The organism is Pseudoalteromonas phenolica, from assembly GCF_044788725.1.
Lineage (GTDB): Bacteria > Pseudomonadota > Gammaproteobacteria > Enterobacterales > Alteromonadaceae > Pseudoalteromonas > Pseudoalteromonas phenolica_C.
On sequence record NZ_CP173161.1, the window covers coordinates 1,537,401 to 1,563,833 of the forward strand.

The 26,433-nt window shown below is 40.5% G+C and carries 18 protein-coding genes; 15 read left to right on the plus strand and 3 right to left on the minus strand.

Annotated features, from left to right (window positions below; translation table 11 throughout):
* The first annotated feature begins 2 nt into the window (after positions 1 to 2).
* The gene (gene dcd / locus ACH784_RS07080) at positions 3 to 596 is read left to right on the plus strand and encodes a dCTP deaminase (RefSeq protein WP_058029501.1); all 594 of its coding nucleotides are present in this window, start codon (positions 3 to 5) and stop codon (positions 594 to 596) included.
* Between the two features lie 104 nt (positions 597 to 700).
* Positions 701 to 3,169 carry a putative bifunctional diguanylate cyclase/phosphodiesterase gene (locus ACH784_RS07085; RefSeq protein ID WP_404394610.1) on the plus strand — a complete coding sequence of 823 codons (2,469 nt, stop codon included), beginning with the start codon at positions 701 to 703 and terminating at the stop codon, positions 3,167 to 3,169.
* Here ACH784_RS07085 and ACH784_RS07090 read toward each other — a convergent pair.
* Both ACH784_RS07090 and ACH784_RS07095 read right to left on the minus strand, forming a co-directional pair.
* Positions 3,138 to 3,914 (minus strand): CLCA_X family protein, encoded by a 777-nt coding sequence (locus tag ACH784_RS07090; protein WP_404394611.1) that lies wholly within the window; start codon positions 3,912 to 3,914, stop codon positions 3,138 to 3,140. The genes ACH784_RS07085 and ACH784_RS07090 overlap by 32 nt on opposite strands.
* 2 nt (positions 3,915 to 3,916) lie before the next feature.
* A complete protein-coding gene (locus ACH784_RS07095; RefSeq protein ID WP_404394612.1) occupies positions 3,917 to 4,516 on the minus strand; it encodes a tRNA-uridine aminocarboxypropyltransferase in 600 nt (199 codons plus the stop codon).
* Between the two features lie 112 nt (positions 4,517 to 4,628).
* On the opposite strand from ACH784_RS07095, the gene ACH784_RS07100 reads away from it, so the two are divergent.
* Positions 4,629 to 4,976, plus strand: coding sequence for an Hpt domain-containing protein (locus ACH784_RS07100; RefSeq protein WP_138482850.1), 348 nt, complete (start codon positions 4,629 to 4,631; stop codon positions 4,974 to 4,976).
* A gap of 82 nt (positions 4,977 to 5,058) precedes the next feature.
* Positions 5,059 to 6,273 carry a pyridoxal phosphate-dependent aminotransferase gene (locus ACH784_RS07105; protein WP_404394613.1) on the plus strand — a complete coding sequence of 405 codons (1,215 nt, stop codon included), beginning with the start codon at positions 5,059 to 5,061 and terminating at the stop codon, positions 6,271 to 6,273.
* A 56-nt stretch (positions 6,274 to 6,329) separates the two neighbouring features.
* On the opposite strand, the gene ACH784_RS07110 is transcribed toward ACH784_RS07105, so the two are convergent.
* Positions 6,330 to 7,364, minus strand: a complete 1,035-nt coding sequence (locus ACH784_RS07110; protein ID WP_404394614.1) for a LacI family DNA-binding transcriptional regulator — start codon at positions 7,362 to 7,364, stop codon at positions 6,330 to 6,332.
* A 292-nt stretch (positions 7,365 to 7,656) separates the two neighbouring features.
* Here ACH784_RS07110 and pgi point away from each other — a divergent pair, with 292 nt between their 5' ends.
* From pgi to hrpA, 11 genes are all read left to right on the plus strand, one after another.
* On the plus strand, positions 7,657 to 9,297 hold the full coding sequence (gene pgi / locus ACH784_RS07115) for a glucose-6-phosphate isomerase (RefSeq protein WP_404394616.1): 1,641 nt from the start codon (positions 7,657 to 7,659) through the stop codon (positions 9,295 to 9,297).
* A gap of 271 nt (positions 9,298 to 9,568) precedes the next feature.
* The gene (gene zwf, locus ACH784_RS07120) at positions 9,569 to 11,041 is read left to right on the plus strand and encodes a glucose-6-phosphate dehydrogenase (RefSeq protein ID WP_404394617.1); all 1,473 of its coding nucleotides are present in this window, start codon (positions 9,569 to 9,571) and stop codon (positions 11,039 to 11,041) included.
* Positions 11,041 to 11,748: a 6-phosphogluconolactonase gene (gene pgl / locus ACH784_RS07125; protein ID WP_404394618.1), complete on the plus strand. Its 708-nt coding sequence runs from the start codon at positions 11,041 to 11,043 to the stop codon at positions 11,746 to 11,748. The genes zwf and pgl overlap by 1 nt, the downstream gene beginning before the upstream one ends.
* A gap of 496 nt (positions 11,749 to 12,244) precedes the next feature.
* The gene (locus tag ACH784_RS07130; protein ID WP_404394619.1) at positions 12,245 to 15,262 is read left to right on the plus strand and encodes a TonB-dependent receptor; all 3,018 of its coding nucleotides are present in this window, start codon (positions 12,245 to 12,247) and stop codon (positions 15,260 to 15,262) included.
* A 75-nt stretch (positions 15,263 to 15,337) separates the two neighbouring features.
* A complete protein-coding gene (locus ACH784_RS07135) occupies positions 15,338 to 16,825 on the plus strand; it encodes a tryptophan halogenase family protein (RefSeq protein ID WP_404394621.1) in 1,488 nt (495 codons plus the stop codon).
* Positions 16,818 to 18,347 carry a tryptophan halogenase family protein gene (locus ACH784_RS07140; protein ID WP_404394623.1) on the plus strand — a complete coding sequence of 510 codons (1,530 nt, stop codon included), beginning with the start codon at positions 16,818 to 16,820 and terminating at the stop codon, positions 18,345 to 18,347. Before ACH784_RS07135 ends, ACH784_RS07140 begins: the two co-directional genes overlap by 8 nt.
* 9 nt (positions 18,348 to 18,356) lie before the next feature.
* On the plus strand, positions 18,357 to 19,862 hold the full coding sequence (locus ACH784_RS07145; RefSeq protein WP_404394625.1) for a tryptophan halogenase family protein: 1,506 nt from the start codon (positions 18,357 to 18,359) through the stop codon (positions 19,860 to 19,862).
* Positions 19,863 to 19,954: 92 nt separating this feature from the next.
* Entirely contained in the window at positions 19,955 to 20,665 is a 711-nt protein-coding gene (locus ACH784_RS07150; RefSeq protein WP_404394627.1) for a SapC family protein, read from the plus strand.
* 189 nt (positions 20,666 to 20,854) lie between these two features.
* Positions 20,855 to 21,883, plus strand: a complete 1,029-nt coding sequence (locus tag ACH784_RS07155; protein WP_404394628.1) for an isoaspartyl peptidase/L-asparaginase family protein — start codon at positions 20,855 to 20,857, stop codon at positions 21,881 to 21,883.
* Positions 21,884 to 21,974: 91 nt separating this feature from the next.
* Positions 21,975 to 22,403 carry a CBS domain-containing protein gene (locus tag ACH784_RS07160; protein WP_138482875.1) on the plus strand — a complete coding sequence of 143 codons (429 nt, stop codon included), beginning with the start codon at positions 21,975 to 21,977 and terminating at the stop codon, positions 22,401 to 22,403.
* 121 nt (positions 22,404 to 22,524) lie between these two features.
* The gene (hrpA, locus tag ACH784_RS07165; protein ID WP_404395215.1) at positions 22,525 to 26,409 is read left to right on the plus strand and encodes an ATP-dependent RNA helicase HrpA; all 3,885 of its coding nucleotides are present in this window, start codon (positions 22,525 to 22,527) and stop codon (positions 26,407 to 26,409) included.
* Positions 26,410 to 26,433 lie beyond the last annotated feature (24 nt).

Sequence of the window (26,433 nt, forward strand, 5' to 3'; positions counted from 1 at the left end):
AAATGAGATTATCTGATACCCATATTAAACAAGCCATTGCAGATCAAAAAATTATTATTGAGCCTTCACCAAGTGATGACATGATCTCAGGGATCACCCTTGATTTACGTTTAGGTAATAAGTTTCGTGTATTCCAAGATCATGGCGCGCCATATATTGATTTAAGTGGCCCAAAAGACAAACTAAACGATGCCATGGAATCAATCATGAGTGATGAGATTGAACTGGGCGAAAATGAGCAGTTCTTTTTACACCCCGGTCAACTAGCTCTGGCAATGACCTATGAGTCAGTAACTTTACCTGCGGATTTAGTGGGGTGGTTAGATGGCCGTTCATCATTAGCACGTTTAGGGCTCATGGTGCATGTTACAGCACACAGAATTGATCCGGGTTGGTCAGGTAATATTGTTTTAGAGTTTTACAACTCAGGAAAGTTACCGTTAGCACTACGTCCAAAAATGAAAATTGGTGCGCTCAGTTTTGAAACTATGACAAGCCCAGCTGAACAGCCTTATAACGCACGTAAAGATGCGAAATATAAGGGTCAGAATAGTGCGGTGGCTAGTCGCATCAGTGACGATAATTGTAATAATTAAATCTGCATTAAAGATTAAATTTATTTACATTTTTATTCTGGCGATCCGATAGAAAATCGACATACTTAATTCTTAAGCGACAAGCTTAAATGCAAGGAGAGGGTATGTCGGTTTGGGTATTTAGAATAATCATCTTTATACTTCTTTTAGGTGTTTCTAAGGCAAAGTCTGAAACGTTTGACACTTTCTATCTAGAAGCGCAACCTGATCCCCAGCTCTCTATTCTTGATGTCTTGCAACTTGATAAAGAGTTTGTGCTCGTATCTTCTCCTTTTATTGACATACAACCTCAGCAAAAGCTTTGGTTAAAAATATCACCAACCTTTTTTGAGCAAATCGACAAATATCATTGGGTGCTTTACTCTGACAAGCTAACACAAGGTCATGTTACTTTTTATTGGGTGCAATCGGGCAAGTTAATAAATAAATCAGCCTTTTCGAAGCTGAATAATAGTGCGCCTGAGCAGCGGATCTTCCCTCATATAAGGTTGACGTCTGAGAGTCAAAATACCGCGATATATATCGAAGTAACAAACCCAGTTGCGCAACAAATAAGTTTAAATTTAATTACAGCCGAAGAGTTTGACACATTAAAGCAGTCACGACAGTTTTGGTATGGCACAGAGCTGGGACTACTTTATTTTGTCAGTTTATTTATGTTTATGATGGCGTTAACAAGTAAACATAAATATCTCGCTTATCTAGGCGGGTATTTTACATTTATTGCTCTGCAATATAGTGTGATCACAGGCGTTATATATTTCTACTTACCCGATTTAGTTGCAGAATATATTTCGTCACTTACTGCGGGGTGGCTGTTCTTAAGCGCTGCAGCTTGCATTATGTTTAACGCGAAGTTTTTATCGCTAAAACAAAATAATAAGCGTGCATACAGAATAGTGCAAACAACGGCACGTTTCTTTCTAGCCGCTGCGTGTTTTGTGGTGATCTTCCAAACATCAATTTCAGTTGTAGCGCAGATTTTAAGTTTTGCTGTTTTGCTTGTTTGTATTCTTACCTCTTACTATTTTGCTTTACAAACAAAGCACGCCTTAATCGGTTTAATGTTAGTTGCTTGGTTGCCTGCGTTATTTATCGAATTGGCTAGAATTTTATTGGTATCAGGCTTTATTCCACAAAGTGAATTGATCTGGCCTGTTCGTGCCTTGGTGTTTGTACATGTCATTTTAATTTGCTTGGCAATTTATCTACTTGATAAGAAAAAGCAGGACTCTTTTGTATTTTACAGCCTGCATGATAAAGATACTGGTCTTGCAAACCGCCAAGCGCTTCAGCACTTCTTAGATACTCTAGTTGGGATTAAAAGGAACCATACAATTTTGGCTTTCAGCCCAATGATGTCAGACCAAGTAAAATTAAGTTTTGGTGTTGAATATGCCAATAAGCGACTTAAAGTATTGTTTAAAAGGTTGAAAGGACAGTTAAACCCATACCTTGAAGGTGAGAGCAGTGAGCAATCGCATCAATTATACAAATTATCAGATGACACTTTTGCTCTGATCTTAATTGGTGACCTATCACTTAATCAAATTGAGCAATATGTCTGTGTATTGGCTGCAGTATTTGAAGAAGGGGTTGAGTATAAAGGTTTTCAATTATCTGATCAGATAAAAGTTGGCGTAGCTCATTACCCAACTCATGCCATCAATTCAGAACTTTTGATACAACGCAGCTTGTTAGCTTTAGCTGATAGTCACTCATTTGGCGTGAATTGGCACATTTATGATCCGACAATTGCAGCGATGGCTGAAAGACGTTTAAAGCTTTCAGCGGCGCTTCAACATGCCATTCATAATGATGAACTCTCTTTATTTTTGCAGCCGCAAGTGCTTTTATGCACAGGGCAAGTGTATGGCGCCGAAGGTTTGCTCCGCTGGCAGCATCCAGACTTAGGGTTTGTGGCACCGGATGAATTCATACCCATAGCAGAAGCTTCAGGACAAATTAATGCGCTAACTGAGTGGGTGATAACTCAAGGCTTAAGTTATCAACAGGAAATCGTGAAAGTGTACCCAAACCACATGCTTTCTTTGAATATTTCAGGTAAAGACTTATCGAGAAAAGAGTTGATAGTGCAACTGATTACTCAGCTAAACGAGCTTTCATTAGACCCCTCGCAAATTATTTTGGAAATCACAGAATCTGTTGCGATTGCCGGTAAAGGCAAACTAAAAGAAACCATTGAAGACTATCGTCATTTAGGGGTGAAAATTGCGATTGATGATTATGGTACTGGGTACTCTTCACTCGCATATTTAAGTGAACTCGGCTTTGATGAGCTTAAAGTTGATAAACAGTTTGTCATGGATATTGAAACTTCCAGTAAAAATCAAACAATCTGTAAGACGACTTGTGATATGGCAAAGAGCTTAGGGTCGATGGTGGTTGCAGAAGGGGTCGAGAACTTAGCAAGTTACAATAAGCTGATGCATTATGGCTGTGACATAGCCCAAGGTTACTTTATTTCTAAACCCATTAAGTTTGAAGATTATATGCTGTGGTTGAGCCAAGCTAATTTGGCTATCGATGTAAAGCAGCTCCTAGTGCGTTAAAATAACGATAAATACTAGTTTCTAACTGCCCTCGAAGTGTTTTATCAGGAAAACCACCTTGTTGTGCAAGCTTACTTTTTTTGACGCCAGACACTAAGTAGTGGTTTTTAATTTCAGTATGGTGGCCGATGCAAGATTCAAACGCGCGGGCTGTCATTTCTTGCGGACGGCTGAAATAATTTTGTTGATAGGTTTTATCGAGCATAATCGACTTTTTAAAGAAGGCACTTTCTTGCTGACCCGTTTCATCTAAAAAGCAGTGTTTATAAAAGTTTGAGAGTTCATCATTCAGTGGGTGGGGGTGATAAGAGCTTTCAGTAAGCCATTTCACTGAGGCAAAATCAAAATATTGGCTGTTCGGATATAAGAATTTACAGATGTAATGATCAAATGCATGCCACCATTCATGGGCCAGCGCTCCAGCACCGGCATTTTTAGCTAAAGCGAGTACTTTCCCATTGCTGTCATAATGAGCTTGAACGCCTTTTTGTCCGCCTGATCCAAAACTTAAACTGAGTGTTTTTCTTAAACCAATGACCTCAGGGGGAATATTCAATATTTGTGTTAAATCAGCGAGACTGTCGTAAATTAAATTAGCAGCGATAAAACGCTCTTCTTTGGTTACCCAAGCGCCGACCGTGATGGTTTTAAAGCCAAAGGTACGTTTAATATCTTCGAATAAAATTTGGTCACCAAATCTATAATCTGGTCCTTGTCTATAAAAGTCACTCGTTAGCCTTGCCATAGTTATTCTTCAAAGTACCTTGCTTTAACATGTTCGGGCATAAACTTGGTTTGTTGTTCAATCATGCCATTAAGAAGATGCAACAAAGGTTGATTATCACAGCCGTCAACAACATTAATAAAGTGCCCAACCGCTTCTAAGGTCGAGAGACTGTAGCTTTGCTCTGCTTTACGGATACGGTATTGGTTCTCTGGTATCGATGAAAAGCTGATTTTTTGTAATGACTGAAGCCAAGGGTTTAAAGCAAAAATTTTATTGGTTTTCTTCCAAGTACCATCAATAACCACCAAGTGAGTGAGCTGTGGAACAAGTGCTGAGCAGTTATGTACATCAATAGTATCTTTGCCTGGATATAAAAGTGCAGTGCTTTCTTTAGGAAGATCATTGAGTATTGATGCGAAGTCATTTTCGGATTCACCAATAACAACTTGTATATCGCTTAATTGTAGCTGCAAAAGACGAACGGTATTTTTAGCCAGGTTTACTTCATCAGGGTGCTGCAAAATGACAATCTTGGTGCGATTCTTTACTTTTTTAGTGACATATTCGCAGACACACGTTGTTACAGGATAATGACATTTTGTACAGTTTGATCGTTTCATTTTTGTTTTCAAGCTCGTAACCTAAGCTGATTTTATCATATTGAAGATTATCTTTTGCCAACATGCTGGTATTTTACTACATTATTGAAAGATATAACGAAAGAGAGCAGTTATGAATGTAACAATCAATGAAGATGCGCTGGCCGGGATGCAGGCTCTGCTAGGAGAGCAATTTGCTGATACGGTGGTGTTTTGCTGTAGCGAGTTCGAAAGGCTCGAAAATGAATTAAGAATGGCACTAAACAATGATAAACAAGAAGCCATTCGTCATGCTCATAGCTTAAAGTCAAATGCAGCGCAATTTGGTGCAACAAGCCTAAGTAATTTAGCACGTGCGATTGAGCAAGGGTTAATACAAGATGACCTTGATGATATGGACGACAATATGGCGCGTCTATCTGCTCAAGTATCAGGCTCAAAAGCGCAATTATTACAATGGTTAGAAGTAAATTGCAGCTAGAATAAAATTCATTTCATTTATCTTATTTCCCTCTGGTTTTTGCCGTGTGCTTTAGGCTATGCTGGCTCTATTGGGGGGAAGTATGTCAAAAATTACTAAAAGCAATAAATTACATGGCGTCTGCTATGACATTCGCGGTCCTGTTTTGCAACAAGCAAAGCAGATGGAAGATGATGGTTTAAAGGTTTTAAAGCTAAATGTAGGTAATCCGGCCTCTTTCGGTTTTGATATGCCAGAAGATATGCACAGAGACATCATTCGAAATCTTTATGCCGCACAAGGTTACTGTGATTCAAAAGGGCTTTATTCTGCTCGAGTCGCTGTTTATCAACATTATCAGCAAAAGCAATTACCACATATTAGTGTAGATAACATTTACATTGGTAATGGGGTGAGCGAGCTTATTCAGATGACCACACAAGCGCTGTTAAATTCGGGAGACGAAGTACTTATTCCAGCTCCTGATTACCCGCTTTGGACTGCATCTGTGAAGCTATCAGGTGGTAAGCCAGTGCATTACATGTGTGATGAAGAGCAAGACTGGTTTCCTGATATAGCTGATATTCGCGCTAAAATCACAGATAAAACTAAAGCATTGGTGTTAATCAACCCAAATAACCCAACAGGGGCGGTTTACGACAAAGCACTATTAGAAGAGTTGGTTAAGGTTGCGCGTGAGCATAATCTGCTTATTTTAAGCGATGAGATCTACGAAAAGATACTTTACGATGGGGTAGAGCACTTTTCTATTGCTGCGTTATGTGACGACTTGCCAGTTATTACTTTCAATGGGTTGGCGAAAACATACCGTGCAGCAGGTTTAAGAATGGGCTGGATGATCTTAAGCGGAAATATAGAAGCGATGAGCGACCTTATTACCGGTTTAGATATACTGGCCTCTATGCGTTTATGTGCTAATGTACCTGCGCAGTTTGCCATTCAGCAAGCCCTTGGCGGTGTTCAATCTATCGATAATTTAATTGAGCCCGGCGGACGCCTATACGAGCAAAGAAACATAGCCTATGAAGGACTTAATGCCATTGATGGGATCAGCTGCGTGAAACCTAAAGGTGCGCTCTACGCTTTTGCGAAAATTGATGTAGAAAAATTTAACGTCACTAACGATGAGAAAATGATGCTGGACCTATTAAAGCAAGAAAAAATATTACTTGTGCATGGTAGAGCTTTTAATTGGTATAAACCTGATCACTTCCGCTTGGTTTTCTTGCCTCATAAAGATGAATTGATACCTGCGATGGACAAAATGCAGCGTTTCTTTGCAAGTTATAAGCAGTAAAAATCTCAAAACACAATAAAAAAGCGCCAACAGGCGCTTTTTTATTTTTATATCTTTTATAAAGGCGCAGGACCTGTGCTTTCCCGTACCACAATAGACGGTGTAAAGTTTGTAATGATGTCTTTTTCTTGCTTACGGCTGCTGCGTGCTTTACTAAACAGTAGACGAGCCGCATGTTCAGAGATCACGTTATTGGCCTGGTGAGCGGTGGTCAGTTTTGGCCAAGTTTGACGTGAGAAGGGTGAATCTTCGAATCCAGAAATAGACAGTTGCGCTGGAATTTCAATGTTCATCAAGCGAGCTGCAAATAATGCCCCCGCGGCAACCTCATCGTTACCACCTAAAATAGCGGTTACACCAAGCTTGTTGTTATCAGCTAGCAGATGTTTTGCACCATTAACGCCCGACTCGAAAGAATAGTGACCTTCAAAAATCAGCGACTGATTAAAACTGATATTGTTATCTGCTAATGCTTGCTGGTAACCCGCTAATCGTTCAGTTGTTGATTTGTGCTCTTTGTCACCTAACACGAATGCAATATTTTTGTGGCCGTGTTTAATGAGGTGCTCTGTAATTTCGTATGCTGCCGCGAAGTCATTTACCAATATGCAGTTATTTTTTCCTTCATTCTGCTCTTCACGACCTGATAGTAAGCGAACATACGGCATATTCATTTCATCAAGCATCTCGATGATATTTTGTTGTTCTGAAAGTGGTGGTGTTAGCACAAGGCCTGCAAGGCGAGAGCGTTGGATCATAGTTTTGAACTCATCTTGCATTTGGTCGTCAGTACTACTACAAGGGTGAATAACCAACTCAAAGCCTTCATCTCTACAACGAGAAAGTACACCATTTTGCATATCAATCACGTAATAAGCATTCGGGTTGTCATAAACAAGCGCAACTGCAAATGAAGACGTACCTGCCAGATTTCGCGCTGCAATATTCGGTTGATAGTTCAATTCCTTAACGGCTTCCATAACGAGATCATAAGTCTTTTTACGTACAGAAGGTTCTTTGTTGATAACGCGAGATACGGTCTTCATAGACACGCCAGCTAGTTTGGCAACGTCATTAATAGTCACTTTCATAATTTATTATTCTTCAGCGTGAGAGAGCGAAACGGGCTCTTATTTCATTAAATGGTAATGATGATTAACTATTTTAACCAGGAAAGGAAATAAATAGCATCCTATATGGAAATAAAAATTTGACTGATACCGGTGTCATTTTAAAAATAATCAGGTATTATCCACATTCTAAAATTGGAAATTAGCCAATTGACAGCGTTGTCATTTTAACTTATGGTTAACTCTGTCGAGTAAAATTAGTGCCGTTTTCAATTTTTAAGTATGTGCACAATCGTGTTTAGAGGAATGAATTATGAACTGCCGAAGTGAACTAAGTAGCTGGCAAGCACTTGAGAAATCAGCAGAAAGCTTGAAGCAACAACATTTAAAGTCGTTATTTGCAAACGATGAAAAACGCTTTGATAAGTTTTCTACTCAGATCCCAGGTATTCTTTTCGATTACTCTAAACAGTTAATTGACGATTCAACATTTGCTCAACTTATTAAACTTGCCGAGCAATGCGATATTGCAGCTTGGCGCGAAAAAATGTTTTCAGGTGAAAAGATTAACATCACTGAAGACAGAGCAGTGTTACATACTGCACTAAGAAATCGTTCGAATTCAGTGGTTGAAGTAGATGGCGAAGATGTCATGCCATTAGTAAACGCTGAACTTGAAAAAATTAAAGCATTCACTGAAAAAGTGCGTTCAGGTGAGTGGTTAGGCTTTACAGGCAAGTCAGTAAAAGATGTGGTTGCAATTGGTGTCGGTGGTTCTAACCTAGGCCCTCAAATGGCAACTGAAGCGTTAAAAGCTTACGCTGATGACACGTTAAATGTACATTATGTTTCGAACGTTGATGGTGTTCAGTTACATCAAGCGCTTGCAGGCTTAAACCCTGAAACGACGTTATTTGTGATTTCTTCAAAAACGTTTACAACGTCTGAAACCATGACCAATGCACGCTCATCAGTTGCGTGGTTCTTAGAGTCTGATGCAACAGAAGCTGACATTGCAAAGCATTTTGTTGCCGTAAGTACCAACCTTGAGAAAACGCGTGCGTTTGGTATTGCAGACGAAAACGTATTTACCATGTGGGATTGGGTTGGTGGTCGTTTCTCTCTTTGGAGTGCTATCGGCTTACCAATTGCACTTTATCTAGGTTACGAGCAGTTCGAAGCGGTATTAGAAGGTGCTTTCGAAATTGACGAGCACTTCAAAACAGCTAAATTTGAAGAAAATATTCCGTTGATTATGGCACTTTTAAGTGTTTGGAATACCAGCTTTTTAGGTCATACAGTGCAAGCAATCTTACCTTATGATCAAGCGCTACATATGCTTCCAGCTTACCTACAGCAGGGTGAGATGGAAAGTAACGGTAAGCACGTGTCATTTGATGGTCGCCAAGTGCCATATACAACTGTCCCACTTATTTGGGGGATGACAGGTATTAATGGTCAGCACGCATTTTATCAGTACTTACACCAAGGTAATACGATAGTACCTGCTGATTTTATTGCGTCATTGAAGCCTCAGCATAATGTTGGCCAGCATCACGATATTTTATTATCGAACTTCTTCGCGCAAACTGAAGCCATGATGGCGGGTGTTGATGCGGAGCAGGTTCGTGCAGGTTTAACTGCAAAAGGCAAATCTGAAGCAGAAATTGAGCAATTAATTGCACACAAAATTCATCAGGGTAATCGTCCAACAACGTCTATGATTTTAGATGTGGTAGATGCCAAAGCGGTAGGCCGACTGATCGCCCTATATGAGCACAAGATTTTCTGCCAAGGCATTATTTTAGAGATTTGTTCTTTTGACCAATGGGGTGTTGAACTAGGTAAAGGTTTAGCATCAGCGATTGAAGCAGAATTAACACAAGAAAATGTTGAGCACCAACATGATAGCTCAACAGCTGGATTAATTGCTTATTACAAGCAAAATCGTTAATGGATTTCGCCTCATCCGAGGCACACCGGTTTCACGCAAAGTGAAAACAATACCTTTGAACGGGTAGCGCTGGAGTTCTTAGGGCCTGTATTTTTGTGAGAGGAATTACAGAGCCCCTAAGACTCATTTTAATCTTTTTCATCATTCCAGCCCCCGTAAAATGCAAACGAATTCAATACCGCAAACCAAGCTTGCTTGGTAAACTACCCAGCAAGCAAGTATGTAGCGCGCCAGAGCCAAACGTCGCGCCTAACCATGTAGAGAGTAAATTATGCTTAACCCTTTTGATATTGTAATTTTTGGCGGTGGTGGTGATTTAGCACTTCGTAAATTATTGCCAGCGATGTATAGAGCTTATCAAGAAGGCAACTTACCTGAAGGCTCTCGTATTTTGCCAACCGTTCGTGGTCAAGAACAACAACAAGAATACATTGAAACGGCGCATCAGGCACTTAAGTCATTCTTATCTGACGGCGAGTTTAACGATAAAGATTGGCAAGCGTTTTCCAGTTATCTGATCCCTGTTGTGATCAATGTGACTGAAGCGGATGATAACTGGGACGAATTACACAAGATTCTAAATTCAGACGCAGAAGATAAGTCTCGCGTGTTCTACCTATCTCTTCCTCCTGCTGTATACGGTCAATGTTGTGAGATTTTATCAACTAAAGGCCTTATCACAGAAACGTCACGTGTCGTAGTAGAAAAGCCAATTGGCTACTGTGGTAAGTCTGCAGAAGAAATTAACGCGCGTATCGCGGAGTTTTTCAAAGAAGAGCAGATCTTCCGTATCGACCATTACTTAGGTAAAGAAACAGTACAAAACTTAATGGCATTACGCTTCTCGAATGCATTATTCGAAAACCTATGGGATGCCAAAACCATTGATAATATTCAGATCAGTATTTCTGAAACGGTTGGCTTGGAATCTCGTGCTGGTTTCTACGACAAAGCAGGTGCTTTGCGTGATATGGTCCAAAACCACCTGTTACAGCTACTTTGCTTGGTAGCAATGGAATCTCCGCATAAGTTAAATGCAAAGAGTATTCGTACAGAGAAATTAAAGGTACTGGAGGCACTTCGTCCACTACTTGGCGAAGACGTTGATAATAACGTGGTACGCGGCCAATATGTACCGGGTGAGTTAGGTGGCAAAATTGTCCCAGGTTACTTAGAAGAGCTTGCAGAAGGCGCGAGTACAACTGAAACATTTGTGGCTATCCGTGCGCATATCGATAACTGGCGTTGGTCAGGTGTACCTTTCTACCTAAGAACAGGTAAGCGCATGAAGCAGCGTTGTGCTGAAATCGTGGTTGAATATAAGCCAGTTTCTCACAATGTATATGGCAACAATGTAGGCCCTGTACAGCCAAACCGTCTTGTTATTCGTCTGCAACCAGAAGAAAGCATTCAACTAACGTTGATGTCTAAAAAATTAGACAAGCACGAAATGCAACTTCAGCCTGTTACGCTAAATATTGAGTTAAGCGACCAGTATGAAAATGGCTTCCACTCAGATGCTTATAAACGTCTGATGTTAGATGCTGCAGCAAATAATCCGTCACTGTTCATCCATAGACAAGAAGTACGTCGTGCATGGAAATGGATTGACCCAATCATAGCTCGTTGGCAAGAAAAGGGTACACCTTCACTTTACCGTGCGGGCTCTTGGGGACCAGAAGCGGCCGATGAGCTTTTAGAAGAGTGTAACCATAAATGGTTTAACGTAGGAGAGGGCGCATAATGGCTAAGTTAACAGAGCGTTTTTTTGATTCAAAAGAGCTGATGACAGAAGCCTTGTCTACTTTATTAAAAGAGCAATTATCGTCAGGTATTGAGCAAGATGGTAAAGCAGTGCTTATGGTTTCAGGCGGTTCATCGCCTGCACCAGCTTATAAATATCTGGCAAACTTAGAATTCCCATGGGAAAAAGTATCAGTTGCTATGGTTGATGAGCGCTGGGTTGATGCGACCCATGAAAAGTCTAACGAAGCATTTATTAAATCAACGCTTCTACAAAACCATGCGGCAAAAGCAAACTTTGTCACAATGAAAAATTCGGCAGAAACTGCAGTTGCAGGGCAAGCTGAATGTGAAAAAGCCTATGCTGAATTAAAAACAGCAGATGTGACTATTTTAGGTATGGGGCCAGATGGTCATACAGCCTCTTTATTCCCTCATGCTGATGGTTTAAAGAATGGTCTAGAAGGCACCGACAAAGTATGTGCAATTAATGCAATTGAGAGTGAAGTAACAGGCAGTATCACTGAGCGTATGAGTTTAACGCTGAGCGGTATTGCAGATGCTCGTAAAGTGGTATTGCTTATTTCTGGTGATGAGAAAAAAGCGGTGTACGAAAATGCTAAAGCTGAAGGCTCAGAATACGATGTGCCCTTACGAGCAGTATTGAATCAACCAGATATTGATTTGACGGTATTTTGGACGCCTTAAAAGTTGATACCTATTTTTAAATTAGAACGCGCCATTTGGCGCGTTTTTGTTTTTTAAATCTGATATTTTGGTGAAATAGAGATAGACACTGTTAGATAAAAATAGCTATAATGACAGCGTTGTCATTGAGAATGGTTATCACCCTTGAAAGCTTCTGCCAAAGCTCATTTTCTCTTAATGAAAACCTAAAAATTGAGGTCCACAAGGATATTGTGGAGCCAGTTTAGGTAAATTCTCTTATCCCAATTACTATTCAAAATCGTTTTTTTTATGCTATATTCCACACGATTATTGTAACAAATTGTCATGCATACACTGTAAATTACTTATATTTCAATTGGATAGTATTTCTGTTGAATATTTTTTGAGTAGCGTACAAAAAAAATGTAGCGAAATTGTAATTTACGGTGTATGGTTTGTTATTAGATGACAACGCTGTCATCCTCACTGGGCAGAAGTGAATAAAAAACCAACAAAATGATTCAAGGGGAATCCTGTGTTAGCTAATAATTTTAAGAAAAGCTTAATTGCTGCCAACATCGGTCTTGTACTGAGTGCTGGCGCATCTGGCGTTGTTTATGCAAATGAAGCAAATCAAGCAAAAGAAGATGTTGAAGTAATTGAAGTTCGTGGTATTCGTGCGAGTACTGCAGCAGCAATTAATACAAAACGTTTCGCGGCATCTCAAGTAGATGGTATCGCAGCTGAAGATATCGGCAAATTACCTGACGTTACAATTGCTGACTCATTACAGCGTATTACTGGTGTTCAGGTTGAGCGTACTGCGGGTGAAAGTGGTCCAGTTCAGATCCGTGGTTTACCTCAAGTAGACGTTACTTTTAACGGTGAAACTTTCCTAAGTGCAACTACAATTGACTCTTCAACTGTAGACTTTGGTGATCTTCCAGCACAATTATTCAGTGGCGTAGATGTTTACAAAACGGCTACAGCTAAAAACCCAGGTCAAGGTATCGCGGGTGTTATCAATCTTAAAACACGTCGTCCTTTCGATTTAGAAGAAGGTTGGACTTATACTGCGGGTGCAGAATTAGCAACTGGTTCTATCAGCAGCGAAAACGATGGCACTATCCACGGCTTAGCTAACTTCAACGATGGTAAGTTTGGTGTGTTAGTTGCAGCTGTTAAGACAGACGTAACACTTGCTTCTGACTACAATGGTTTCAACGATACTTCAGAAAATGGTGGTTTAGGTTGGACAAACAACAACCGTACTTGGGGCGAAACACCTTACCAAGATCCTGGTCTTAACCACATTATTCCTCACGGTTTTACAGCATTCAATAAAACTGAAGAGCGTGAGCGCGAAGCATTCCAATTCTCAGCTCAAGCTGATTTAGGTGATGGCTTTACTTTAACTGCAGATTATTTCTATACGAGCCAAGACCGTTTCAACGCTCGTCGTGGTTTTAACCACAACAGCCGTTGGCAGACCTTTGCTAACTATGCTCACGCAACTAGCTTAACTGGTGACGAATACGTTGATGAAAATGGTGACAAATGGGTTGGCGTAAATGCTTATGCAATGCGTCCGTACCGTATGCAATCATTCACGCAAGTTAACATCAACGAAGAAAAGTCTCATAACTTAAATCTTCAACTTGATTTCGACAATGGTGGTGCGCTAACAGGTCAAGTTCGTGCTACTCACGCTCGTGCATCAGCGCGTATGCGTCACGGTTATGGTGAAGGTGATATCCTAAGTATCGACAGTGGCACACTAGTGACAGGTCCAGGTGGTTTCTTACCTGCTGCATACTGTGGTGACAACGATGAGATCGTAGGTGACAACGGTGGTTGTTTTGGTTCTTACTCTCAAGGTATTCAAGATTCAGAGTTCTTTATTACCCACAATAACTTAGGTGAGTTCCCAGTGTTTGGTGGTTTCGACCAGCAAGTAAATGGTGGTAAAGGCGTACGTTCAGTTGCAGATTACATGGCTGACCTTGATTCTTATCATGTAGGTGCATTCTCATCTGAAGGTAACACAGACGATTACGCTGAACTTACAACAGTAAGCTCAAAGTGGAACTATGCACTTGATAATGAATTCATCACTAGTGTTGATTTCGGTGTTCGTTTCAGCCGTCGTGATGTAGATCATGACCAATTCACTTACACTTCAACATTCGGCAATGGTTGTGACATCGCACAGTGGAAAGCGGTTGACCAAACTTATGTTGGTGCTGAAGAAGGTCAAGCATGTTACGGTGTTGAAGGTACTGGTGAAAACATCGATGGCGTATGGACTCCATACACATTATTACCACCAACACGTCTAGATCAGCACACGACAGTTTCGTGGCAGACTGATTTTGGTAACGTACAAGGTATTCCTGGCGTTTGGTCAATTGACCCAGATAACTTCCGTGATCCTCGTGCCTTCCATGAAAAAACATTTGGTAATGTTGCAAGAACTGAAAACGGTGGTGCTACATACGATGTAACGCTAAGTGAGTTTAACTACTTTGCACAAGCTAACTTCGAATATGGTGATTTAAGCGGTAACTTTGGTGTTAAAGTTGTAAAAACTGATCTATCAGTTAAGCAAAACCTAGCTGGTCCTAACTTACCTCACTCAGGTTTAGGTCCAGATATCGGTGATACTTTAACAGACCGTTCTTACACTGATTACCTACCTTCATTAAACGTTGCTTACAATGTGACTGAAGAAGTTGTAGTTCGTGGTGCGTACGCGAAGAACATGCAAGCACTTGACCTTGCTCAATGGGGTGCTGGTAAAACAGTTGGTATGACATTCAATAACGAATGTGGTTGTATGCGTGTTGTGAACGGTAGCCTTAATGGTAACCCTGAGCTAGACCCTTGGCGTTCAGAAAACATGTCATTCTCTGCAGAATGGTATGGTGACGGTGCGACAATGGCATTCGTTTCATTCTTCGACATTGAAATCGAGAGCTTCACAGAAGCGGGTACAGTGATGGTTGACGAGCCTGATTCAGATGGTGTTCGTCGTGGTCCATGGCCATTTACTGCAAACGTACAAGGTAAAGGCGGTAAAGTACAAGGTCTAGAAGTTGGTACTAAGGTTGCTGTTAGCGATTACTTCGAAACAGGTACTTTACTAGATAACTTTGGTATTGACGCTAACTATACTTACACAGATAGCACGCAAGAAGCGAAAGACATCTACGGTAAAGATCTACAGTTTGTTGGCATGTCTAAAGACACTTACAACTTTGTACTTTGGTATGAGCAAGAAGAATTCTCTGCACGTATCGCTTACAACGCACGTAGCCCTCGTTTAATCACTGCAGGTAGTGCTGGTACAGGTGGTCAAGCACTTTACCAAGATGACTACGAGCAACTTGATCTGAATGTAACTTATAACTTCGATGAAGATTTAAGTGTTTACTTCAACGTGTCGAACTTAACAGAAGAATATCAACAAACTTATGTTCAGTTCCCTGCGCAGAAGGCATTCCAAAACGTTTACGAAGCACGTTACACACTAGGTGTACGAGCTAAGTTCTAATCAATGATTAGATTGACGAAGTAGTAGAAAACCGCTCAGTATGTGCTGAGCGGTTTTTTTCGTTTGGAGCGATGTATGAAACTCGAAAAGATTGTAATTTTAGGTGGTGGCACTGCGGGTTGGATGACAGCCGCAGCATTATCAAAGCATTTTGCAAATAAAGTAGAAATCACACTGGTAGAGTCTGAACAAATTGGCACTGTAGGTGTTGGAGAAGCAACGATCCCTACGATTAGACGGTTTTACCAACAGTTAGGGCTGAGTGATAAAACAGTAATTGCAAAAACCAATGCCACATTTAAATTTGGCATTGAGTTTGTTGATTGGCAAAAGTCAGGTCATAGTTTTATCCACCCATTTGGTCTATTTGGCCAAGGCACTCCAAGTCTAGATTTTCATCACTACTGGTTGCGAGCCAGAACACATGATTCAACGATTGATTTACAAGATTATTCTTTAGGCGTACAACTGGCAAAAAATAATAAAGTACTGATGCCTAACAAGCCTCAAAATCAATTAGAAGTATTCGATTGGGCACTCCATTTTGATGCTGCATTATTTGCTCGCTTGATGAGAGAAACGGCAGAAACACTTGGCGTGAATAGGGTTGAAGCAAAAGTAAAAAGTGTGCAAAAAAGCAAAGAAGATATAGGCGCCTTAATTTTAGAGTCAGGTGAGCTTATCTCCGGCGATTTATTTATAGATTGTTCAGGCTTTAAAGCCGAATTAATCGGTAAAGCATTAGAAGTAGACTACCTAGATTGGTCAAACTATTTACTGTGCGATAGTGCAATCGCAGTCCAAACAGAAAAGACTGGCGAAATTTCAAACAAAACAATTTCAAAAGCGAAAAGTGCGGGTTGGCAATGGCGAATTCCACTTACTACGCGTATGGGTAATGGTTATGTTTATTCAAGTAAACATATTAATGATGAAGATGCTGAACTAGAGTTTCTATCTTCACTTGAAGGTGATATGACCTCTGCACTGAGAAAGTTTAAATTTACCCCCGGCAGAAGAGCAAACGCGTGGCAAAGTAACTGTGTTTCAATAGGGCTTTCAAGTGGCTTTTTAGAGCCTTTGGAATCAACTAGTATCGCTTTGATTGAGACAGCCATTGCGAAATTAATAGACTTGATCCCAGGTAATCAAATTTCCTCCGATACAGCGAAAAAATTTAACTATGCGACGGCGTTAGAATACGAACGCGTCCGTGATTTTATCATTATGCATTATGTTCTAAGTCAAAGAGATGACACGCAGTTTTGGTTAGATTGTCGTAATGTTTCTATTCCAGAAACGTTAAAGTCAAAACTACAAAACTATGAGCAGAATGCAGAGTTAAAACCTTTACCTTGGGACATATTTGGTAAAGACAGTTGGCTCGCATTGTTAGATGGCTTGGGTATGTATCCAAGAAAATACAACGAGCGAGCGAACAACATGCCTATTGAGTATTTACAAAAACACTTGGCCTTTATGAAACAAGAAATAGATAACTTAGTTGGCAAAAGTGTTGAGCATGAGCGTTTTCTTCGCGAGGAGATAAATTTAAATGAATAATAAACTCGAAAAAATTGTGATCGTTGGCGGCGGCACCGCTGGGTGGTTAGCTGCCGCTGCGTTGTCACAGTTTTATAAAAACACACAAACGCAAATCACTTTGGTTGAGTCAGCTGAGATTGGCACAATCGGGGTCGGTGAAGCAACGATACCGCCAATTTTAAATATGCTTGAAGGTTGTGGCATAAACCTTAGTGATTTCATGGCGCACGCAGATGCCAGTTTTAAACTCGGTATTGAGTTTGATGGCTGGAAATCTCAGAATGAGCGGTATTTTCATCCATTCGGAAAGTTTGGCCAGTCAATTGATGGTGCAGAGTTTTATCAAGCCTGGTTAAAAGCAGAATTTGAAGGCAATGCTACAGATATCGAGGTTTATTCGTTAGAAAGTGTACTTGCAAAAAAAGACCACTTTTTTGTTCCGACAAGCAATCCAAACGATCATATTAACCGAACCAGCTTCGCGTTACATTTAGATGCAGGCTTAGCCGTTGATTATTTACGTGCGTTTGCAACTGCCCAAGGCGTTCAACACATCGAGGGTACTGTTGTTGATGTTATGCAGTGTCAAGAAACACAGTTTATTCAAGGCATCAAATTAAGTTGTGGCAAAGAAATCGTAGGTGATTTTTTCTTTGATTGTAGCGGCTTTAAAAGTCTACTTCTGGGTGAAACGCTTGGTTCTGAGTATGATGATTGGTCAGACTATTTACCGTGTGATAGTGCGATTGCGGTTCAGACTAGGCGTGACCATTCAAAACCACTGCGACCTTACACGATATCAAAAGCGCAAGAAGCTGGTTGGAGTTGGCATATTCCATTACAAACTAGAACCGGTAATGGTTACGTATTTAGCAGCAAGTTTATGGACGATGAAAAGGCCAAAGAAATCCTTTTATCGACTGTAGAAGGTGAGCCAATTACTGAGCCTAGATTAATAAGATTTAAAACAGGCACCCGAAAGCAGCCGTGGAAACATAATTGTATCGCCCTTGGTCTGGCGCAAGGTTTTATTGAGCCTCTCGAATCAACAGCTATCCACTTAGTGGCAGAATCTTTAGCCATGTTTGCAAAGCTTAATCCGAGCAAGCGTTGTGAATCTTCTTTACAAGCAGCATTTAATGAAAAGATGGTTGATCAATACGTGCAGATCAGAGATTTCTTGGTTGCACATTATTGCTACACCCAAAGAGATGACTCTGCATTTTGGATATGGTGTCAAAATGAAATGCCAAAACCACCAACCCTTAAGAAACGCGAACAGTTATTTAAGGAGCTTGGTTCAGTAATAGTTGCGTCTGAAGAGTTATTTCAGCCGACTAGTTGGTACGCAGTATTAACCGGTATGGGTGTTAAGCCATCTCGTTACAATGGCACGATTGATTCAATTCCCTCAGCGAAAATTAATGAATTTTTAGCAGGTGGTAGTGCGTATTTTGAACAGCTTGCAAGTAAGCAGCCCAGCCATGCTGATGTGGTTCAGACACATTGTCGCTCTGTGTTATTAAATAATGAGCAATAGGAAGTCACAATGAAAGTAGATAATGCTATCAACTCTGTTGTCATTCTAGGTGGTGGAACTGCAGGTTGGATGACTGCCATTAGTTTAGCTAAATATGCACAAACACAGCCATTGAAAATCACTTTAATTCAATCTAATGAAATTGAAACAATTGGTGTGGGTGAGGCGACGTTACCTAATATTGTTGATTTCAATTATCAGTTAGGTATTGATGAAAAAGAGTTTATAGAGCAAACAGAAGCGTCATTTAAACTTGGAATTGAGTTTAAGGATTGGTACAAACCAGCGCATGCGTTTTTTCATCCCTTTGCGGATTATGGGATGAAAGTGAAAGGCGTTGATTTCCATCATTTCTATCATAAAGCTAAGCAGCAAGGTCTAGACGCTGAACTAGCAGATTTTTGTCTATCAACGCAGCTTGCTAGTAAAGGTAAATTCTATATTCCTCAAAAGATTGATAATGACTTAGAAGATTTCGGTTACGCCTATCACTTTGATGCTGGGCTCTATGCTGAATTTTTAAAGAAAAAGTCAATTGTCATGGGGGTGCAACATTTAATTGCTACTGTGGAGAAAGTAACGACAGATTCAGAAAGTGGTTTTATTCAATCGCTCACTTTGAATTCAGGTGAAGTCATTGAAAGCGATTTATTTATTGATTGCAGTGGTTTTACTGGCAAATTGATCGAGCAAACACTCGAAGTTGGTTATGAGCATTGGAATGAGTGGTTACTTTGTGACAGAGCGGTTGCTGTGCACTCTCAAGGTCATGATGAAGTAACACCATTTACGGTTAGTAAAGCAAAGTCAGCAGGTTGGCAATGGCGTATTCCATTACAGCACAGAGTTGGAAATGGTTATATTTATAGCAGCCAACACATCAGTGATGAAGACGCAAAGCAATCACTTTTGGCGGATCTTGACGGTGATGCGATCACTGAGCCTAGAGTGATTAAATTTCATCCAGGTCGAAGAAATAAGATTTGGCATAAAAACTGTTTCGCTATCGGTTTGTCTTCTGGATTTATTGAACCTCTTGAATCAACAAGTATTTCTCTGATCCAATCGGCAATTTCTAAGTTGCTAACATTTTTCCCTGATAAAAGTTTTCATCAAGCAGATATTGATGAAGTAAACAGGCTTCATAATCTTGAGGTTGAACGTGTTAGAGATTTTATTATTTTGCACTATAAGCTGACCCAGCGTGATGATAGTGACTTTTGGCTAAAATGTCAGAGTATGGATATTCCCGAATCATTACGTCATAAGATTGCTTTGTATCAATCTCGAGGGCATATTAATCAGCAAGAGTGTGAGTCATTTGAACAATCAAGTTGGTTGTCCATGTTTGCAGGTTTTTGTATGACTCCTGACAGGGTTGACCCCAGAACAATGCATGTAAATGACACGGCATTGTTGAGTGATCTGAGAAAAATTAAACAATTTATTGAAGAGGTGGCTAATAAAGCACCGACTCATAGAGAGTTTATTAATACATTAAAACTAAAACGTTAAATAAGCCGCAAAGCAGGCTTTATTTTTGCCCTCAAAAGCTATAGCCTAGGGGCAACTAAAAAATAATTACTATATAAAAATGGAGTAGTATTATGGCGGAGCAACAAGTGCAGCCTTTACATAACGAAAAGCATGCCAACATCAAAGTACAAAATGGCATCAACGTTGAATTCTTAAAATCACAGCACTTAATGCCAGTAGTAGCGCATGAGTTCGCGCGTGTAGCCACTGAATTCCCAATGGCATTTGTAAAAAACACTGAGACAGACCAATATCAAGCAGTTGCTATGTTTGGTCTTGAGCCAGGTGAAAACCTTTTTGTCGAAGATGGTAAGTGGACTGCAGGTTTTGCACCACTAGCTGCTGCACGTTACCCATTCGGTCTTGTTAAGCACCCAGAAGAAGATCAATTTGGTATTGTTATCGATGAAGCAAGTCCATTAGTTGGTGAAGAAGAAGGTAATGCGTTATTTGCTGATGGCAAAGAAACTGAATACCTAGAGCGTCGTAAAGAAGCACTAGTAAACTATGTTGAGTTTGCTCGTGTTACTGAAGCGTTCACTGCTTACCTTGCTGAAAAAGATCTACTTGTTCAACAAACACTAACAGTTGAAATTGCTGGTGAGAAAAAAGACATCAACGGTATCTATCTTGTTGATGAGCGTAAACTAAACGAATTAAGCGATGAAGCATACCTAGAACTACGTAAGCGTGGTTACCTAGCGCCTATCTTCGCTTTCTTAACGTCTACTCACCAAGTAGCACGTTTAGCGCGTCTAAAAGCAAAGCGCCAAGCTAGCTAATTATTAAGCGTTTGAAAAAAGCACCTGAGGGTGCTTTTTTTATGTCTGTAATTTGGTCAATTAAGTTCGACTCGTTTTGTTGCAATCTGGTTGCAAACTTTCCAAGATGTTCAATACCAGTCCTCATTAATACTCAAAATAGTTCGCTTAATTAAGAGCACTGGTATAAAACAAATCCAAGGATAAAATATGAATAAGAAAACCCTAATAGCGGCTATTGGTTTTGCCATATCGAGTTTAAGTGCGATGGCTCAAACGCAACCTATTGCAATCGCCATTCATGGTGGTGCGGGTACTATCGAAAAAAGCCGTTTTACACCTGAACAAGAAAAAGCCTACAGAGCTAAATTAAAAGAAGCAGTGGAAGTCGGTTATAAAGTACTTGAGTCTGGTGGTGAGAGCCTAGATGCAGTAACAGCAGCTATCAATATCCTAGAAGATTCGCCTTTTTTTAATGCTGGTAAAGGCGCTGTTTATACTTATGATGGTTCTCATGAATTAGATGCATCCATTATGGATGGCCGAAATCGTCAAGCAGGGGCTGTTGCAGGGGTAAAAACGGTTAAAAATCCAATTGATTTGGCTCGCTCAGTGATGGAGAACTCTGTCCATGTCATGTTGAGCGGAGCAGGCGCCGAGCAATTTGCAAAACAGCAGGGCTTCGACTTTGTAGACAATAGTTACTTCGATACTAAACACCGTTATGAAGCCCTTATCAAAGCCAAAAAGAAACTAGATGCGGCTAATAAAACTAGCAAAGATTACCAGGCTGCACATCAAGCACTTGAAAGTGAATATAAGATGGGCACAGTCGGTGCCGTTGCTTTAGATAAAAATGGCAACTTAGCTGCTGGTACATCAACGGGCGGGATGACAGCCAAGCGCTTTGGTCGTGTGGGTGATTCGCCAGTAATAGGGGCGGGTACATTTGCTGATAACCGCTCATGTGCTGTTTCGGCAACTGGTCATGGCGAGTATTTTATTCGTTACAGTGTTGCCAGTGATATTTGTGCAAGAGTTGAGTATCAAGGTAAGTCAATAGAACAAGCGGGTAAAGAAGTTATCCACGATGTTCTTATGCCTATTGGTGGTACAGGTGGCGTGATCATTGTCGATACCAAAGGCAATATCAGTATGCCGTTTAATACCAAAGGGATGTATCGAGCCAGTAAGTCGTCATCACAAGAAACCCAGGTCGGAATTTTCAAAAATGATTAATATTTTGTTAGGTTAATTTTCTGAAAATACAGGCAACTCCATGATAGCCAGCTATATTTAACTTAGCTGGCTTTTTTAATGGAGCGAAATAATGCATTCAATCAAAGTAAAAGACTATCTAAATCATCGTCCAGTTACCTTCTCTCAAGATATGCGCATAGAAGCTGCAGTAGAAAAACTATTGCAAAGTGGTCAGTCGGGTGGCCCCGTTATTGATGAGAATAAGAAAGTAATAGGGTTTTTGTCAGAGCAAGATTGCTTAAAAAAGATGTTAGAAGCAACTTATCAAAACGAGTCTCACAGTGTGGTCTCTGATGTCATGAATGCAGAGCCATTTTGCGTTTCGGCTGATGACAGCATTGTACAAATGGCCGACAGAATGACCGTTAATACCCCTAAACTGTATCCGGTTTGTGATAGTGATGGCATTTTAGTTGGGGTAATTACTCGAGCACATGTTTTGTTAGCACTTGATAAACATCTGCACGATAATTATGAGTCCGGTCATCGATATGTGTAATTTGCACGCATAGCGATAGATTAAATAATCGTTCAATAGAACAACAACTTCAGTAATAGGCTCAGTAAACGGTTTTTGATATACTTACCGCTGTTTTATTTTTTAAAAGAGTGTCGTGGAAGTGAGTGTAGGACCGCTGTTTACTGAGCTAAAAACTTGCCTTAAGAAAGATCAGTTTATTTTTAAAAAACGCCTGCATGGTGTTAAAAAAATAAATGACGAGAATAAACAAAACAAAGTTATTGCTTCAATTAAGAAAGATATTGAGGCCAGTCAGTCGTTGCGTGTTACTCGCTTAGAAAACCTACCAAACGTAGATTACCCAGAGCAACTTCCTGTAAGCCAGAAAAAAGACGAAATAAAAAAAGCCATTGCTGAAAATCAAGTTGTGATTGTGGCGGGTGAAACGGGCTCGGGTAAAACTACACAGTTACCTAAAATTTGTTTAGAGCTAGGCCGTGGTGTTGACGGCTATATTGGTCATACTCAGCCTCGTCGATTAGCAGCAAGAAGCGTTGCAAATCGTATTGCCGAAGAACTGAATTGCGATTTAGGTGAAGAGGTTGGTTTTAAAATTCGATTTAGCGATCAGGTTGGCGACAACTCTTACGTTAAACTGATGACCGATGGTATTTTGTTGGCGGAAATTCAAAACGATCGTTTTTTGAATCAGTACGATACGATTATTATCGATGAAGCCCACGAAAGAAGCCTTAACATTGATTTCATCTTAGGTTATTTAAAAAACCTTTTGCCTAAGCGTCCTGATCTAAAAGTTATCATCACATCTGCAACCATCGACCCTGAACGTTTTTCAAAACACTTCAATAATGCGCCTATCATTGAAATATCGGGTAGAACCTACCCTGTAGAAGTCAGGTATAGGCCAACACTTGATTTAGCAGGCAATGAAAGCGAAGCAGAAAACGATCAACTGCAAGGTATTTTTGACGCGGTTGATGAGTTATGTGCGGAAGGTCCGGGTGATATTCTTATTTTCATGAATGGCGAAAGAGAGATCAGAGATACCGCCGATGCGCTAGGTAAGCGAAATTTAAAAGGGGTAGAGATCTTACCGCTATACGCCAGACTCTCAAATGCGGAGCAAAACCGTATTTTTGCCCCTCACAGCCATCGACGCATTGTTTTATCTACCAACGTAGCTGAAACATCACTGACTGTACCAGGCATTCGTTATGTAATTGACCCAGGAACTGCGCGCATTAGCCGTTACAGCTATCGAACAAAAGTACAACGTTTACCTATCGAGGCTATTTCTCAAGCCAGTGCTAATCAGCGTAAAGGTCGATGTGGTCGTGTGGCGTCAGGTATTTGTATCCGCTTGTATTCAGAAGAAGACTTTTTAGGTCGTCCAGAGTTTACAGATCCTGAGATCCTGCGTACAAACTTAGCATCGGTTATCTTGCAAATGCTTGGCTTAGGGCTCGGCGATATCAGTGAGTTTCCGTTTGTACAGGCACCTGATAGTCGTAATATCAATGACGGTGTTGCCCTACTTGAAGAGCTTGAAGCCGTTCACCCTTCAAAAAGAAGACAGCAGACCAAGCTTACTCAATCTGGTCGTGCTTTGAGCCGCTTACCGATTGATCCTCGCTTGGCGAAAATGGTGTTGTCTGCTGAAAAGCTGGGCGCATTGCGTGAAGTCATCGTCATAGTTGCTGCCTTATCGATTCAAGATCCAAGAGAGCGCCCGCAAGATAAAAAAGGTGCATCAGATGAAAAACATGAGCGCTTTGCGCATCCTGATTCTGATTTCTTAGCATTCTTAAATTTATGGTATTACTTAGAGCAACAACAAGAAGAGTTTAGCCGTAGCCAATTCAGAAAGCTTTGTCAGAAAGAGTTCTTAGCCTATATGCGTATTCGTGAATGGCAAGATATTGTTTATCAGTTAACCACAGTCTGCGAAGAAATGGGTATGAAGCTTACTGATAATCAAGCCGAAGTAGATAACATTCATCAAGCCTTGCTCAGCGGTATGTTAAGTCATATTGGTTTTAAAGATGAAAAGCAGGTCTATAAAGGGGCGCGTAATAGCCAATTCCATATTTTCCCAGGCTCTAGCCTTTTCAAAAAGTCGCCAAAATGGTTGATGTCAGCAGAGTTGGTTGAAACCAGTAAGTTGTATGCCCGCATGAATGCGAAAATTGATGTGACTTGGGTGCCACCGATTGCGCAGCATTTAGTGAAGCGTAGTTTTAGCGAGCCTCACTGGGAGAAAAAGCCAGGCTGTGTGATTGCCTACGAGCAGCAAAGTCTATATGGCATGATCATCGTCTCTAAGAAGCGTACCGTATATAGTCAAATTGACCCAGTCGTCAGCCGCGAGTTATTCATTAAAGAAGCGCTGATTGCAGATCAACTCGGGCAACAAGAAAGCTTTTTGAAATATAACCAAGATTTAATTGATGAAATCCACACGCTTGAGAAAAAAGCCCGCCGTAGAGATATCTTAGTCGACGAAATTACTTTGTTTGAGTTCTACGATGAGAAAATTCCGCAAGACGTAAATAACCGTGCTGCGTTCAACCATTGGTGGAAAAAACAAAAGCAAAAAGATAAGCGCTACTTGCATATGTCTCGTGACTATTTAATGCAACATGGGGCGGAGCAGATCACTGAGTTTGATTATCCTGATACTTGGCAACAAGGTAATTTAATTCTGCCTTTGAGTTATCATTTTGAGCCGGGACAGCCTGTTGACGGTGTTACGGTTAATATTCCTTTGGCACTGCTTAACCAAGTTCAAGATGAAGGGTTTGACTGGCATATTCCAGCACTCAGACACGAACTTATATGTGGTCTCATCAAAAGCTTGCCGAAAACGTTAAGACGAAATTTTGTTCCTGCACCAAATTATGCTGATGCAGTTTTAGCGAGTGTTGAGCCGATGCAAGGGCGTTTAATTGATGCACTTAGCAATCGTCTACTGAAAATGACAGGGGTTCGTGTTGCTGAAGAGCAGTGGGATACCAGCACGTTAGATACCCATTTAGTGATGCAATTTGAAGTCGTTGACGAGAAAAATAAAGTTTTAGCTCACGGCAAAGATTTGCTGAAATTAAAAGCACAATTACAAGGTCAAGTAACAAGTACACTGTCTAAAGTGGCAGAGCAGGGTATTGAACAAAGCGATCTCACACAATGGGAGTTTGGCGAGTTACCAAAAGAGTACACTAAGAAGCAGGGAAACTACGAAATCAAAGCATTCCCTGCGCTGGTAGATAAAAAGTCTAGTGCTGCCATTGAATTATTCGATAATGAATTAAAAGCACAAGCTGCGCATCAGCAAGGGTTAAGGAGACTGGTGTTATTAAATGTACCGTCACCAATAAAGTACTTGCAGCAGCATTTACCAAACAAGGCCAAACTGGGCTTGTACTTTAACCCATTTGGTAAAATACAAGACTTGATTGATGACTGTATTGCCTCTGGTGTGGATGCCTTGTTACAAAAACATGGTGATATACGAGATGAGCAAGCGTTTGAGCAGGTAAAAGAATTTATCCGTGGTGAGCTAGGTGATGCCGTGGTTGAAATTGCCACTCAGGTAGAACAAGTTTTGAGCGTTGCACATGCTATTAATAAGCGTATGAAAGGCAAGGTTGACTTAACTATGATCACCGCACATGGTGACATCAAGTCACAGCTTGAATCTCTAGTTTTTAGAGGGTTTGTGAGTAAACACGGTGCTGAAAAACTCAATGATTTACTGCGTTATATGAAAGCCATTGAGCGCCGTTTAGAAAAGCTGCCTGTTGATCCAAATAGAGACAGGTTGTGTACATTAGAGTTAGATAAAGTAGCTCAAGAGTATCAGAAAAAGCTGACGAAAATTCCAAAAGGTTTACCGGTTCCAAAAGAGCTTGAAAATATTTTTTGGATGCAGCAGGAACTAAGAGTGTCTTTGTTTGCTCAAACATTAGGAACACCTTATGCAATTTCAGCTAAGCGTGTACTTAATGCACTTAAAGAGTGTGATTAATTGTCAATTCGCCTTGCAATTTGA